The 14,379-nt window shown below is 66.1% G+C and carries 14 protein-coding genes; 4 read left to right on the plus strand and 10 right to left on the minus strand.

What is annotated here, in order from left to right; genetic code table 11:
* Positions 1-50: 50 nt before the first annotated feature.
* From ACFWIW_RS33780 to ACFWIW_RS33795, 4 genes are all read right to left on the minus strand, one after another.
* Positions 51-302: a hypothetical protein gene (locus ACFWIW_RS33780; protein WP_063272505.1), complete on the minus strand. Its 252-nt coding sequence runs from the start codon at positions 300-302 to the stop codon at positions 51-53.
* Positions 299-682, minus strand: a complete 384-nt coding sequence (locus ACFWIW_RS33785) for a WhiB family transcriptional regulator (protein ID WP_378372189.1) — start codon at positions 680-682, stop codon at positions 299-301. The genes ACFWIW_RS33780 and ACFWIW_RS33785 overlap by 4 nt, the downstream gene beginning before the upstream one ends.
* Positions 683-849: 167 nt before the next feature.
* Entirely contained in the window at positions 850-1,116 is a 267-nt protein-coding gene (locus ACFWIW_RS33790; RefSeq protein WP_378372190.1) for a hypothetical protein, read from the minus strand.
* Positions 1,117-1,332: 216 nt separating this feature from the next.
* Positions 1,333-3,420 carry an ATP-dependent DNA helicase UvrD2 gene (locus tag ACFWIW_RS33795; RefSeq protein ID WP_378372191.1) on the minus strand — a complete coding sequence of 696 codons (2,088 nt, stop codon included), beginning with the start codon at positions 3,418-3,420 and terminating at the stop codon, positions 1,333-1,335.
* 63 nt (positions 3,421-3,483) lie between these two features.
* On the opposite strand from ACFWIW_RS33795, the gene ACFWIW_RS33800 reads away from it, so the two are divergent.
* Complete coding sequence (locus ACFWIW_RS33800) at positions 3,484-4,212, plus strand: DUF4191 domain-containing protein (RefSeq protein ID WP_378372192.1); 729 nt, start codon at positions 3,484-3,486, stop codon at positions 4,210-4,212.
* A 431-nt stretch (positions 4,213-4,643) separates the two neighbouring features.
* On the plus strand, positions 4,644-5,270 hold the full coding sequence (locus tag ACFWIW_RS33805; protein WP_378372193.1) for a hypothetical protein: 627 nt from the start codon (positions 4,644-4,646) through the stop codon (positions 5,268-5,270).
* Between the two features lie 60 nt (positions 5,271-5,330).
* On the opposite strand, the gene ACFWIW_RS33810 is transcribed toward ACFWIW_RS33805, so the two are convergent.
* Positions 5,331-5,816, minus strand: a complete 486-nt coding sequence (locus ACFWIW_RS33810; protein WP_378372194.1) for an RDD family protein — start codon at positions 5,814-5,816, stop codon at positions 5,331-5,333.
* A gap of 172 nt (positions 5,817-5,988) precedes the next feature.
* Between ACFWIW_RS33810 and glnA the strand changes: the two genes are divergently transcribed.
* Entirely contained in the window at positions 5,989-7,413 is a 1,425-nt protein-coding gene (glnA, locus tag ACFWIW_RS33815; RefSeq protein ID WP_007033879.1) for a type I glutamate--ammonia ligase, read from the plus strand.
* 91 nt (positions 7,414-7,504) lie between these two features.
* Here the strand turns inward: glnA and ACFWIW_RS33820 are convergent, their stop codons facing one another.
* The 5 genes from ACFWIW_RS33820 to ACFWIW_RS33840 all read right to left on the minus strand — a co-directional run bounded on the left by ACFWIW_RS33820 (position 7,505) and on the right by ACFWIW_RS33840 (position 13,667).
* Complete coding sequence (locus ACFWIW_RS33820) at positions 7,505-7,939, minus strand: thioesterase family protein (RefSeq protein ID WP_020633826.1); 435 nt, start codon at positions 7,937-7,939, stop codon at positions 7,505-7,507.
* Positions 7,940-8,067: 128 nt separating this feature from the next.
* Positions 8,068-11,040, minus strand: coding sequence for a bifunctional [glutamine synthetase] adenylyltransferase/[glutamine synthetase]-adenylyl-L-tyrosine phosphorylase (locus tag ACFWIW_RS33825; protein WP_378372195.1), 2,973 nt, complete (start codon positions 11,038-11,040; stop codon positions 8,068-8,070).
* Positions 11,041-11,149: 109 nt separating this feature from the next.
* Complete coding sequence (locus tag ACFWIW_RS33830; protein ID WP_378372202.1) at positions 11,150-12,268, minus strand: anion permease; 1,119 nt, start codon at positions 12,266-12,268, stop codon at positions 11,150-11,152.
* 105 nt (positions 12,269-12,373) lie between these two features.
* Complete coding sequence (locus ACFWIW_RS33835) at positions 12,374-13,129, minus strand: type 1 glutamine amidotransferase (protein WP_378372196.1); 756 nt, start codon at positions 13,127-13,129, stop codon at positions 12,374-12,376.
* A gap of 85 nt (positions 13,130-13,214) precedes the next feature.
* Complete coding sequence (locus ACFWIW_RS33840) at positions 13,215-13,667, minus strand: rhodanese-like domain-containing protein (protein WP_378372197.1); 453 nt, start codon at positions 13,665-13,667, stop codon at positions 13,215-13,217.
* Positions 13,668-13,774: 107 nt separating this feature from the next.
* Here ACFWIW_RS33840 and ACFWIW_RS33845 point away from each other — a divergent pair, with 107 nt between their 5' ends.
* The gene (locus ACFWIW_RS33845; protein ID WP_378372198.1) at positions 13,775-14,221 is read left to right on the plus strand and encodes an Lrp/AsnC family transcriptional regulator; all 447 of its coding nucleotides are present in this window, start codon (positions 13,775-13,777) and stop codon (positions 14,219-14,221) included.
* Positions 14,222-14,379: the final 158 nt, after the last annotated feature.

Consider the following 14,379-nt stretch of genomic DNA (forward strand, 5'->3'; position numbering starts at 1 on the left):
TTTGCTACCACCGTGCGGTGGTAGCAAAGGTCCCCCGCTCCCCCGAGTGGTCAGGCCTGAAGACGCTCGGCTCGCCGGGCCGCCCAGCGGGCGACCTTGGTCCACCTGCGTGCGGCGCGCGGGCCGCTTCGAGCCCGCTGCGCGCGGACTCCCTCCTCGAGGTCTCGTATTCGGGCCCTGGACAGTTCTTCATAAAGCAACATTTCGCTGGTCTCCTCGACCTTGATCTCGTTCAATTCGGTCGGCGCGTGGGTTCCCGTCAGCGCCTCGTAATCCCTGGTGGTGATGAGTTCGACGGTCATGCCGCTGCGCTCCGCTCGACCTTGCGTGCAACGGGGCGAGCCTCGGCGGCGGACTCGACGACCGGGTTCTTCCGGGGGCGGCCACGGGGCCGCTTCCGCGCGACGACAACGCCACGCTCGAAGATTTCGCCACCCCAGACACCCCAGGGCTCACGCCGCGAAAGGGCACCCGCGAGGCAAGCGGAACGGACCGGGCAGTCCGCGCAGAACGCCTTCGCCCGCTCGAGCTCTGCCGGCGACTCGGCGAACCAAAGGTCCGCGTCGCCCGAACGGCAGGGAAGCATCGACTCAGGCGAGTCGATGGCGTCGAGCAGGTCGACGACGCCGGCGTCGGCGAAAGGCAGAGCCTCCCCCGGCGCGAAAGCTATGGCCGATGACATAAGTGCACTCCTCTGTCCTGTAACGGATTTCGTACTCACGGTGGAACTGGACAACGCTGAACCCCAATTAGGTTGTGCAGCCAACTTGTTTGTGCAGCAAAAAACACGAAGGCCGCGGATCCGGTAACCGGTTCCGCGGCCTTCGTGAGCCTCTGGTCCTGACTAGGTCAGGAACTTCGCTCCCGTTTGGACAACGGAACACGGAACTGCTTGATGACCGGCAGATCGACGCCACCGTTCTCGTACGCCCCACCGAAGGTGGCAGCGTGCGAGAAGGTTTCGTCAGCGGCGATCCGGCCAAGGTCGAAACGCTGGGTGCCGCGGGCGGCGAGGATGCTCACAGGCACAAAGGTGCCCTGGCGCTGTGCCTGCGGGACTTCCGCGACGCAGGACAGACGGGTGCCAGGGTTCGTGAGCATCATGTTGATCGTCATTTCACCGGCACCACCTTTCTCTGTCGCGCGCGAGCCGCCCTGCGGTCTACGCTGTGTTGTAGATGTTCTTCCCCAGTCCGGGCTCTTCCCGCCCGGTACCTGCAGGTTATTGCCCCCGGCCGCACCGGGGCAACTTATTTTCCAGAAAATCCGTCGAAGTTGCGAAGATCGGCTCTGAGCAGCGGGTTCGCCGCGTGGATCACGCCTGGAACGCGGTCAAGACTCCACCGAGGCCCGTACGACGTCGAGAACCTCCGCTCCGAAGCGTTCGAGCTTCGTCGCGCCGATCCCGGAAATGGCGCACAACGCCGTGTCGTCGGTCGGCCGCTGCTCCGCGATGGCGACCAGCGTCGCGTCCGTGAAAACGACGAAGGCCGGCACCTTGAGCTCACGCGAGCGTTCGCCCCGCCACGACTTCAGCTTCTCGAGCAGCTGCTCATCCACGTTGGACGGGCAACGGGAGCAGCGCCCCAGCTTGATGTCGAGCGTCTCCGGCAACGGCCCGCCGCACACCCGGCACCGGGCCTTGTTGCCGGACGGCTTCGGCTGCTGCGAGCGGGCGACCCTCGCCGCCGGATGGTCCTCGGGGATGAGGCCGTAGAGGAAGCGGCTGCGGCGCCGATTGCGACGATTTCCCGACGTCCTGGCCAAAGCCCACGAGAGCGAGAGGTGCACTCGCGCCCGGGTGACGCCGACATAGAAGAGACGGCGCTCTTCCTCGATGGCCGCCTCATCGCCGTCGGCATGAAGGATCGGCATGGTCCCCTCTGCGAGCCCCACGAGGAACACAGCGTCCCATTCGAGACCTTTCGCCGCGTGAAGCGAGGCCAGGGTGATGCCCTCCACCGTCGGCGGGTGCTGCGCTGTCGCCCGCTGTTCGAGCTCCGCCACGAAACGCGGGAGATCCGCGTCTTCGACGGTGGAAGCCAGCTCCTCGGCCAACTCGACGATCGAGAGAAGTGCGTCCCACCGCTCTTTCGCCGCGCCGCCGGCGGGAGGCTGGTCTGTGAGCCCGACCTTCGCGAGTACGGAGCGGACCCGGGTCACCAGCTCGCCGGTGTCGGCGTCGGTCGACGCCATCCGCAACGCGGACATCGCCTGCCGGACCTCCGCCCTGGCGAAGAACCGCTCGCCGCCACGGACCAGGTACGGGATGCCTAGCTCGGCCAGAGCCTGCTCGTAAGCCTCCGACTGGGCGTTGACGCGGTAGAGCACCGCGATCTCGCTCGCTGCCACTCCGCTGTCGAGCAGATCGCGGATCCTGCGGGCGACGGCCGCGGCCTCGGCGGTCTCGTCGTCATATTCGGCGAACCGCGGGTTCGGCCCGGAAGGACGCTGGCCGATCAGTTTCAACCTCGACCCCGCAGGACGGCCCCGAGCGGCACCGATCACTTGGTTGGCGAGAGCCACGACCTCTGGAGTCGACCGGTAGTCCCGCTCGAGCCTGACGACCGTCGCCTCGGGAAACCTCCGTGTGAATTCCAGCAGCGGGCGGGGGGAAGCACCCCCGAACGAATAGATGGTCTGGTTGGCGTCGCCGACGACGGTCAGGTCGTCGCGGCCGCCGAGCCAGGCGTCGAGCAACCGCTGCTGCAGCGGGGTGACGTCCTGATACTCGTCGACGACGAAGCACCGGTAGCGCTCGCGGAACTCCTGGGCCACCACGGTGTGCTCCTCGAGGACTGCCGTGGTGTGCAGGAGCAGGTCGTCGAAGTCGAGTACCTGGGCGGCGTTCTTGACCTTCTCGTAGTTGCGGTAGACCTCCGCGACCTGCGACGCGGGAGCCGGTGTGTCCCGCTGCGTACGCGCGGCGACCGCCGGGTAGTCGTCCGGTGATACCAAAGAGGCCTTGCTCCACTCGATCTCGCTCGCGAGGTCGCGCAAGAGCTCCGTCTCGGTGCCGAGACCGGCCTTGTTGGCGGCTTGGCTGATGTAGCGGAACTTGTTCTCAAGGAGCTCCCACGGCCGATCCCCGACCACCTGCGGCCAGAAGTAGCGGAGCTGACGGCGGGCGGCGGCGTGGAAGGTGAGCGCTTGGGCGGCGTCGACACCCAACCCCCGAAGGCGCGTGCGCATCTCGCCGGCCGCGCGAGTCGTGAAGGTGACCGCGAGAACCTGACCAGCGGCGACGTGCCCGGAACGGACCAGGTGAGCGATGCGGTGCGTGATCGTTCGTGTCTTGCCGGTCCCCGCTCCTGCGAGGACGCAGACCGGCCCCCTCGGCGCACAGGCGGCGGCGCGCTGCTCGGGATCGAGCCCATCGAGCAGGCCTGGACGACTCTTCGGGGACGATGCGCTAACCACGCCCCGATCCTCGCAGAGGGCCCGACGGGATCGGCGCAGGGCACGCGGCCGTATCCTGGTCACATGGCGGGAAAGCAGGACAAGGAAGCAGCGAAGCTGGCCAAGAAGGAGAAGCGCGCCGCGAGCAAGGCTCGCCGCGGGCAGATCTTCGAGGCCTTCAAGATGCAGCGCAAGGAAGACAAGGCGCTCATCCCGTGGATGGTCGGATCGCTCCTGGTCATCGCCGGTGTCGTGTTCGGCATCGGGTTCATCTTCGACGTCCACTGGGTCGTGCTGCCGCTGGGCATTCTGCTCGGCGCGCTCGCCGCTGTGATCATCTTCGGCAGGCGGGTCCAGAAGACCGTGTACTCGAAGGCCGACGGACAGCCCGGCGCCGCGGCCTGGGCACTCGAGAACATGCGAGGCCGCTGGAAGGTGACGCCGACCGTGGCGGCCACGACCCAGCTCGACGCCGTGCACCGGGTGCTCGGCGGCCCGGGTGTCGTGCTTGTCGCCGAGGGAGCGCCGCACCGCGTGAAGTCCCTGCTCGCGCAGGAGAAGAAGCGTGTGTCCCGCCTGATCGGTGAGACCCCGATCTACAACGTCATCATCGGGAACGAAGAGCAGCAGGTGCCGCTGAAGAAGCTTCAGGGTTATCTGATGAAGCTCCCCCGCAACCTCAAGCCTGCCCAGGTCGACGCGCTGGAAGCGAAGCTGGCCGCCCTCGGCAGCCGCGGTGCCGCCATGCCCAAGGGGCCGATGCCCGCCGGCGCGAAGATGCGCAACGTCCAGCGCACCATCCGCCGCCGCTGACCAAACGAGAATCAGGGGTCCTTTGCTACCGCTACGTGGTAGCAAAGGACCCCTGATTCATCTTCGAGTGAAAAACTGTCGGTGGGTGGTCGCATGATCACTGTGTGGACAGAACCTCAAGCGCTCGTCAGAAGGTACTGGCAGCGATGTTCCCGGACGGCGTGGCCGCCCGGCCGAAACTTGTCGCCCTGGGGTACTCGCACTCCTCTATCTCTCGGTATTGCCGAGAAGGCGGACCGTGGAGACGTCCTATACCCGGCGTCATCCTCCTGACCAGCGCCACACCTACCCAGCGCCAACTCTTGAAGGTCGCACTGACCCACGCGGGCCCGGAGGCGATGCTCACCGGCGTACAGGCCGCCAGGTTGTACGGAGTACGAAGACTCCCGCCAGAGAGACGTGCGCACACCTTGATCCCCCACCGGAGCAAAGTGGCCACCTGGGGATTCGCCGTCGTAGAGCGAACGATCCATCTGCCGGAACCAGTGGAGATCGACGGGCTGCCCGTCGCCCCGCTCGCCCGGGCCCTGATCGACGCGGCACGACGTATGGATGAGCTTGAGTCGGTGCGGGCCATGATCCACGACGCGGTCCATCGCGGGCTTTGCACTCCGGAGGAACTTCGAGTCGAGCTTGCCCAGGCCAGCACGATCGGCTCCGCACTCCCTCGAATCGTCGTCAACGCCCTCCAAGACGGGGTCGACTCCGCCGTCGAACAGTGGCTGGAGTCCGCACTCGAGCGCAGCGGCTTGCCCAAGCCCACGCGGAGGGCAGAGCTGCGGACACCGGACGGAGCGGTGGTCGGGGTCGCCGACGCCTGGTGGTCGCAGGTCGGCGTCGCCTTACAGGTCCGCTACGACGAGGTCGCTCTCGAACCGGACAAGTCGTCCAAGTTGCCGACGCTGGTCGCTCCAGGCCTCATCGTCGTCCAGATAGGCCCGGCACAGCTGCGTGACGAACCGCTGGTGGTGATCCAGGAACTGCGAGCGGCGCACCGCCGCGCTCGGCAACGACCGCCTCCGGAACTCGGGAGCGTTCCTGCGGCACCGGCCGCCTGACCACGGCCGGCCCGGCAGTATCCTCCGGTGGGAGCAAAGGTCCCTTGCTCCCCTCCGAGGTCATCGCATGCGGATGACGACGGTCCCGGTCAGCCGGTCTAGCCAGCTTCGGCCGTCGACGTTGCGGATCGCGGCCGGAATGATCACGAAGGTCAGTGCCGCCCGCACGACCGCGCGCCACACCCCGACCATCTGCGCGCCGTCGAGCCTGGCGACGCGGATTCCGACCACTGCCATACCGGGTGTGAAGCCGAAGAAGGCTGCGGGAATGGCCGTGATCGCCGCCCAGACGCCGACCGACCAGAGGTTGAAGGTCTGCATGACAGCCGGATCCTGAAGGCTGGGGGTCACGAAGAGGGTCGTGACCAGTGAGGCGAGAACCAAATCGATGATCAGCCCGAGAAGGCGTGCGCCGCCGCCCGCCATCGAGCCGACACCCGATTGGGGCAAGCCGAGTCGCTCGCCACGCCACCGCTGCGTAGCCTCGCCACCGGCAGTCGTCTCGTCACCGGCTCCGGGCAGCCATTCTCCGGTCCATCTCGCCACCCGTCCAGGGTATGCCGGTGGCGCGGGCCACATTCGCCCTGGTCGACTACCCGATATCGCCGCCCCGTTAACACCGGCGAAACATACGGGTGACGGTCGGGCAACACCGCGCTCTTAGCGTGAGCCGAAGAGAGTACTGCCGCCGGCAACGAACGAGAAGGAGTCACCGAGGGTGCCCACTACTCCAGACGACATTCAGCGCCTTATCGCCGACGAGAACGTAGAGGTCGTCGACGTCAGGTTCTGCGACCTGCCCGGCGTTATGCAGCACTTCACCGTTCCGGCGAAGGCGTTCAACGAAGAAGCCTACGAAGAAGGCCTGGCCTTCGACGGCTCCTCGGTGCGTGGTTTCCAGTCGATCCACGAATCCGACATGCTGCTCCTCCCGGACCCTGAGACTGCGCGTATCGACCCGTTCCGCAAGGCGAAGACGCTCTCGCTGAACTTCTTCGTGCACGACCCGTTCACCCGTGAGGCGTACAGCCGCGACCCGCGCAACATCGCGCGCAAGGCCGAGCAGTACATCTCCGAATACGGCGTCGCCGACAACGTGTTCTTCGGCCCGGAGGCCGAGTTCTACATCTTCGACTCGATCCGGTTCGACTCGGCCGAGCACGCCTCGTTCCACGAGATCGACTCCGTCGAGGGTTGGTGGAACACCGGTGCCGACGTGCCGGGCGGCAACCAGGGTTACAAGACGAAGTTCAAGGGCGGCTACTTCCCGGTCCCGCCGGTCGACCACTTCGCCGACCTGCGCGACGAGATCGTCCGCAACCTGCAGGGCTCCGGTTTCGAGATCGAGCGCGCGCACCACGAGGTGGGCACCGCCGGCCAGACCGAGATCAACTACAAGTTCAACACGCTGCTGCACGCTGCGGACGACCTGCAGCTGTTCAAGTACATCGTGAAGAACACCGTCTTCGCCGCCGGCAAGACCGCGACCTTCATGCCGAAGCCGCTCGCCGGTGACAACGGCTCGGGCATGCACTGCCACCAGTCGCTGTGGAAGGACGGCACGCCGCTGTTCCACGACGAGTCGGGGTACGCGGGTCTGTCCGACACCGCCCGCCACTACATCGGCGGCCTGCTCAAGCACGCGCCGAGCCTGCTGGCCTTCACCAACCCGACCGTCAACTCGTACCACCGGCTCGTGCCGGGCTTCGAGGCCCCGGTCAGCCTGGTGTACTCGCAGCGGAACCGGTCGGCTTGTGTCCGTATCCCGATCACGGGCAACAACCCGAAGGCCAAGCGCGCCGAGTTCCGGTGCCCGGACTCGTCCGGCAACCCGTACCTCGCGTTCTCGGCGATGATGATGGCCGGTCTCGACGGCATCAAGAACAAGATCGAGCCGCCGGAGCCCATCGACAAGGACCTCTACGAACTTCCGCCGGAGGAGGCTCAGAACGTCAAGCTCGTTCCTGGCGACCTTGGCGCGGTGCTCGACACGCTGGAAGCGGACCACGACTACCTGCTCGAGGGTGGCGTGTTCACTCCCGACGTGATCGAAACGTGGATCTCTTACAAGCGTGAGAACGAGATCGACCCGCTGCGGCTGCGCCCGCACCCGTACGAGTTCTCGCTGTACTACGACGTGTGATCATGCGGTAGGCAACCCCAAGAGCACGCCGGTGGTGAGGTGCGGAAGCGCCCTCACCACCGGCGTTTCTTATGGGTCCTTCGTGGTACGGCTACTCCGACGTGGAAAGAACCTTCAGATCGACGCCTGCTCGCTCGATGCGGCCACGCGGGTCGTCCACCAGTTTGCGGCGCTCGAGATCCATCAGCCCCAGCGTGCACGTGATCTCCGCGGAGAGGGTGCCGTCGACCTTGTAGATGTTCGAGTCCATGTGGAAGGTCTTGCCGGTGCCGAACTTGGCGTCACAGGTCACGTCGACGACATCGCCTGCACGAAGCTCGCGGCGAAACACGATATGGGACTCGAGCAGCACGAAGGCAAGATTCGCGTCGCGCATGCCGGAGTTGAGGCCGCCGGCGAGCTCCATCAGCTCGAGTCTGGAGACCTCACCGTATGAGTGATAGACGGCGTGGTTGAGATGCCCAAGGGTGTCCAGCTCGTAATGACGCACCTTGATCCGGGTGCGAAATGGCTCGCGCACAGTCACCGGTCCACTGTAAGCGCCACTCACCCTCCGCGACGCCGAGTGTGAGCAAGGGACCTTTGCTACCACCTCGTCCCTTCCGGGCAGGTGGTAGCAAAGGTCCCTTGCTCACCTACCGCAGGTCAGAGCGGTCAGCCCTGGTAAAAGAGGGTCTCCACGACCGCATGAGCACGTCGCGTCGTCCGCCGATAGGCGTCGAGAAACTCGCCTGGATCGTCATCGGCCGAGTAACCGAGCACTCGCGCGACCGCGGCCAGATCTCGCCCGGAGCTGGGGATCTCGTCGACGGCCTTCCCGCGGACCAGCATCCCGGCATTGCGAACACGTGTCGCCAGCAGCCAGGCCTCGGTCAGCGATTCGATCTCTGCGGGCTCGGCCAGTCCCGCGTCCGCCGCGGCTTTCAGTGCCCCGATCGTCGAGGTGGTCCGAAGCCCTTCGACTTCATGTCCGTGGCGCAGCTGCATGAGCTGCACGGTCCATTCCACATCGGCGAGCCCTCCGCGACCGAGTTTCGTGTGCCGTGTCGGATCGGCGCCCTTGGGCATCCGCTCCGTGTCCACTCGGGCCTTGATCCGCCTGATCTCCCGCACCCGCACCGCGTCGAGACCGGCTTGCGGGTATCGAATGGGGTCGATCATCTCGATGAACCGAGCACCAAGGTCCTCGTCGCCGGCGATGAATCGGGCCCGGAGCAGCGCTTGCGATTCCCAGACCTCCGCCCACCGACCGTAGTAGCTGCGGTAGGACTCGAGGGTTCGCACCAACGGGCCGCTCCGCCCCTCCGGACGGAGATCGGCGTCGACGACCAACGCAGGGTCTGGGCTGGGAGCTCCGAGGATCTTGCGCACCGTCTCCGCGACCGAAGAAGCGAACTTCGCGGCTTCGGAGTCCGACACCCCTTCTGACGGCTCGCACACGAAGAGAACGTCTGCGTCAGATCCATAGCCGAGTTCGGCCCCGCCGAGGCGGCCCATACCGATGACGGCGATTTTCGCGGGAGTCTGGCCGAGCTCAGCCTGACGCTGGCGAAAAGCAGCGGCCAAGGCACCTTGAAGCACGGCGACCCATACGCTCGACAACGCCGCGCAGACCGCTGGAACGTCCAGCAGCCCGAGCAGATCCGCCGACGCGATCCGCAGCATCTCGTGACGGCGGAGTGATCTCGCGGCCGCGACCGCGGCGTTCAAACCCGGTTGCCGCCGCACTGCGGCTCGCAGCGAGGTGGCCACCTCAGCGGGAGTGCGACCGGCAAGCCGCGCGGGATCACCGAGCAGCTGCAGTACTTCGGGTGCTCTCGCCAGCAGGTCGGGCACGAGTCGCGAGGTACCCAGCAGAAATGCGAGCCGCTCGACGACGGCGCCCTCGTCCCGGAGAACCCTGAGGTACCAAGGCGTTTCCTCAAGCGCTTCGGAGACCTTCCGATAAGACAACAGCCCGCGGTCAGGGTCCGGGGTATCGGCGAGAAGGTCCAGCAAAACCGGCAGCAGAGCCTGCTGGATGGCCGCCCGACGCGACATTCCCGCGGTCAAGGCCTTGATGTGCTGCAGGGCACCGTCCGGAGCGGCATAGCCGAGCGCGGCGAGACGGCTCTCTGCCTGTTTCGTGGTCAGCCGGAGCGCTTCGGTCGGCACGTTCGCGACAGATTGCAGCAGAGGCCGGTAGAAGAGTTTTTCGTGAAGCCGTCGGATGCTCTGCAGGTGGCGGCGGAACTCCGCCAGCAAGACGTCCCCTTCGCTCTTGCCCCGAGCCGGCCGCACTCCGCTCGCCCGCGCGATCGTTCGCAGCTCGCTGACGTCCGAAGCCGCAGGGAACAGATGCGTACGCCGGAGTCTGCGAAGCTGAAGCCGATGCTCGATAGTCCGGAGAAATTCGTATGACGATGCGAGCTCGGCGGCGTCCTTCCGGCCGACGTAGCCGCCGTCGCCCAGGGCGGCGAGTGCGTCCATCGTGGACGGAGAACGCAGCTCGGCGTCGATCCGGCCGTGGACCAGTTGGAGCAACTGCACGGCGAACTCGACGTCGCGGAGGCCTCCGCGCCCCAGCTTCAGCTCCCGCTCGGCGTGTGCCGAAGGGACATGACCTTCGACGCGTCGCCGCATCTTCTGGACTTCGGGGACGAAGTTCTCCCGATCGGCCGCAGCCCACACCTTCGGTGCGACCATCTCCGCGTACTGACGCCCGAGCTCGACGTCACCTGCGACCGGCCGTGCTTTGAGCAACGCCTGGAACTCCCAGGTCTTGGCCCACTTCTGGTAATAGGCGGCGTGCCCGTCGAGAGTCCGGACCAAGGCACCCGCCTTACCCTCCGGACGCAACGCCGCATCGACCTCGAAACAGGCCTTACCGACCACGCGCATCATCGTGCTGGCCAGCCGCGTGGAGATCGACAGATCTCCATCGCCCACGAAGATGACGTCCACGTCACTCACGTAGTTCAGCTCTCGGCCACCGCATTTGCCCATCGCGATCACGGCCAGCCGTCCTTCGGCACCTGCCCCCACCTCAGCCTCCGCGACCAGCAGCCCCACTGTCAGCGCGGCCTCGGCCAGCGTGGTGAGCTGGGCTCCGATCTCGGCATACGGGGGTTGGCGAAGGCCGGGTTCGACCAGATGTCCGAGGTCGGCCGCTGCGATGCCGAGGAGCAGCTCGCGGTAGCCGACGCGAAGAGCCTGCTCCGACTCAAGCCCAGTGAGCACTTCTCCTTCCGGCCGCAAGTGGTCGAGGAGACTGCTCACGTATTGATCCGGCTCGGTGCTCTTCTGTCGTTCGAGGGTCTTCCAGCAGCCGGTATTCGAGACCAAGAAGTCCGCGAGTGCGCTCGAGGTGCCCAAGACGCCGAGCATCCGGCCGCGGAAGGTGCGATTGGTGCGGAGCGCCTGGTCGAGTCCGTTCCAGGTGGCAGGGTCGGCTTCCCTGATCCGGTCCAGGCCGCTCAAGGCGAGATCGGGATCCGCCGCCCGGGAAAGTGCGGACAACACGTCGGCGGCGGAGCCGTCCGGGCCGGATTCAGTCCACCAACCGGCAGCACGCAGCTGCCCGTCGGCACGGGGATCGGTGAAGCCGTATCTCGCCACGGAAGCGGTCGGCCTGGCGCGCTCAACCATCGGCTTCCACCGTAGTCGCCCTCCCGCCCGTGGCCAGACGGACGCGCAAGGGAGCAAGGGACCTTTACTACCACGTCGGCTCGGGCGGTAGCAAAGGTCCCTTGCTCCCTCAGGCGGCGATCCTGCCGACTTCCTGTTCTGGAACGGGCGGGACGGGGGTGGTGAAGCTGCCGGCGTTGACGGGGCTCCGCCGTGAAAGGAGGTAGATCCCGATACCGATCGCGAGGCCCGCGACGCCAACGGCGATCGTCCCCACAGTGCCGGTCGAGGTCACGAGGCCGGCACCGGCACCGACGATGGCGGCCGCCGGAAGTGTGAACAGCCACGCGGTCACCATGCGGCCGGCCGTGCGCCAGCGAACCGGTGACTCATTCCGGCCTACGCCGGAGCCGACGATGCCGCCGGAGCAGACGTGGGTCGTCGAAAGCGGAAAGCCGAAGTTCGTCGAGGCGAGGATGACGGCCGCCGAACTGGTCTGCGCGGCGAAGCCCTGTGGGCCATCGATATCGGTAAGGCCTTTACCCAGCGTGTAGGTGATTCGCCAGCCACCCAGGTACGTGCCGAGCGCCAGTGCCAGCGCGGCGCTGACGATCACCCAAAGCGGCGGCCCGGCCCCGGCTGGGAGCGCTCCGGCGGTGATCATCGTCAGTGTGATGACACCCATGGTCTTCTGCGCGTCGTTCGTGCCGTGCGCGAGCGAGACCAGCGACGCGGAGATGATCTGGCCGACTCTGAAGCCTGCGGTACGACCGCGGCGGACGAAGATCCGGTAGACGAAGTACGTCACGACCATCGCGACGAGGCCGGCCAACACCGGCGACAGCGCCGCGGGAACCAGCACCTTCTCGACGATCTTTCCGAAATGGACGGAGTCCGTTCCGGCCGACACCCACGTGGCGCCGATCAGCCCTCCGAACAGCGCGTGGGACGAGCTGGACGGCAGGCCGATGAACCAGGTGATCAGGTTCCACACGATCGCCCCGACCAGGCCCCCGAAGACGATCGACGGACCGATCTTGGTGTCGTCGACCAGTCCATTCGAGATGGTCTTCGCCACCTCGACCGACAGGAAGGCTCCGACCAGGTTCAGGACTGCGGAGATCGTCACCGCGACCCTGGGGCGCAACGCCCCGGTGGCGATCGACGTCGCCATCGAGTTGGCCGTGTCATGGAACCCGTTTGTGAAATCGAAAATTAGGGCCGTGACGACGACGAGCACGACCAACAGTGAGGGCTCCACCCCGACCTCCGAACCCTTCGAAACTCCCCTCGCAAGGTACCTGACGGCAAGACCCGAGCGTTAACAACCCATACGGATTTGAGACATAAGTCGTTAAGCCATCGGCAATGTACGTTGACGGTCCGCAGCCGGGGCGAGGTCACCGGACACCAGTCGGACGAAGCGATGGGCGAACGGCCGCCAGGTTTCGGTGATATCGGCATGCACCTTGGCGAGGTTTTCCGGGGTCAGTACGTCCGGCCGGGTGAGTTCCGCCATTTCAGGTGCCTGCCGTGCCCAACCGAGGACCACATCCGGCGTGGTCTCGATGTGGAACTGGACACCGTAGGCACAACGGTCGAATCGGAAAGCCTGGTAGGCATACCGCGGGGAGGAGGCGAGAAGCTCGGCACCCGCGGGCAGCCGAGTGATCCCGTCGTTGTGGAACTGCAGGACGTCCTGCATGAGCGGCAGGTCTGCGAACAGCGGGTCGGTCCACGCAGCGTCCTTCTTGGACACAAGCCCCGGGCCGACCTCGGGCCCTTGATCGCCCTTGCTGACGCTGCCGCCCAGTGCCACGGCCAGCAGCTGGCCGCCGAGACAGATCGCAAGTACCGGGAGCCGCGCGCCCGCGGCCTTCGAAAGCAGCTTCCGCACGTCCGCGAGCCATGGATGAGCCTCGTCGTCGTTGGCGCCCATCCCGCCGCCAAGGCATACGACGCCGGAGTATCCGTCAAGATCGGCGGGGAGAGTCTGATCGGGCAGCAACCGGATGTCGAGCTCGGCGCCTGCCTCGGTGAGCCAGTCGCCAAGGGGGCCGATCGGGTCTGATTCATCTGGCTGGATGACGAGCAACTTGGGAGCGGTCACCTCCCCAGCCTACGACCGCACAGAGAGCAAGGGACCTTTGCTATCGCGAGGGGCCGGTAGCAAAGGTCCCTTGCTCCTCTAACTGTCAGCAGGCACAACGCGGGGTGGGGGCGGAGGTGCCCGCGGGCACCAGGGCGTCTCGCTCAACGGGATAGCCGGCCGCCTGCCAGGCCGTGATACCACCGGACAGGCGTTTGACCTTGAAGCCGAGCTCTGCGAGCTTCAAAGCGCCCTTGGTCGCGGCGTTGCAGTAGACGCTCTCGCAGTAGCAGATGTAGACGAGTTCACGGTCGAGCCCACTGACTGATTCTGCTGTCATGTCCCGGTAGGGGAGATTGATCGCACCGGGGATGCGAGCGGACGCGAAGGCCTCGGGAGCTCTGGTCTCGACGACCACGTACCCGCGCTGCGCCTCAGAGGCGAGATCTCGGACCAGGTCGTCCGGATCGACCTCGAGAGCGAGTTCGGCGCGCAGGTGCGCGGCCGCGGTCGCGCTGTCCAGAGCCGGAAACGTCAGTACGCGGGGTTCGGTCGTCATGGCTCAATCCTCGTGGTCAGTGATCATCCACAACATCGGAGAATCCAGGTCTTGGCGGCAGCTAGCCTGGAGATTCCTGGCGGACACGACGATCGACCTGGAGTTCTGTGGACCTCGATGATCTCGACTGGCAGCTGCTCGAACTGCTCCAGTCCGATGGCCGACTGACCTACTCGGAGCTCGGCCGGCGAGTGTCGCTGTCCGCACCCGCGGTGACCGAGCGGGTTCGTCGGCTCGAGGAGAAGGGAATCATCACCGGGTACTCGGCAAGTGTCGATCTGACGAAGCTCGGGCTTCCGATAGAAGCGATAGTCCGTGCGAAGGTGCGCAGCCTGGACACGACACGCTTCCGCGAAACCATTCTCCCGTTGCCCCAGGTGCTCGACGCCGACCACGTCACGGGCGACGAGTGCTGGTTGGTCCGAGTTGCCTGCCGGAACACGGCGGAACTGGAAGAACTCGTAGAGCGGATGCAGCGCTACGGCGAGACGACCACCTCGCTGGTCTTCTCGTCGCCTGTGCGCCGACGCGCGATCGGCCGGGAAAGCTGCTGAGCAACCCGCGGGGGAGCAAGGGACCTTTGCTACCACTTCGGCGAGGGCAGACATGAAAAGAGGCAGGGCCCTGACCGGGGAGAACCTGTTGGGGTTCTCGACCCTGGTCAGGACCCTGTCCTGAAGTTAGTCCGGCGGTGTCCTACTCTCCCACAACC

It is taken from the genome of Amycolatopsis sp. NPDC058340 (assembly GCF_042723975.1).
Taxonomy (GTDB): Bacteria; Actinomycetota; Actinomycetes; order Mycobacteriales; family Pseudonocardiaceae; genus Amycolatopsis.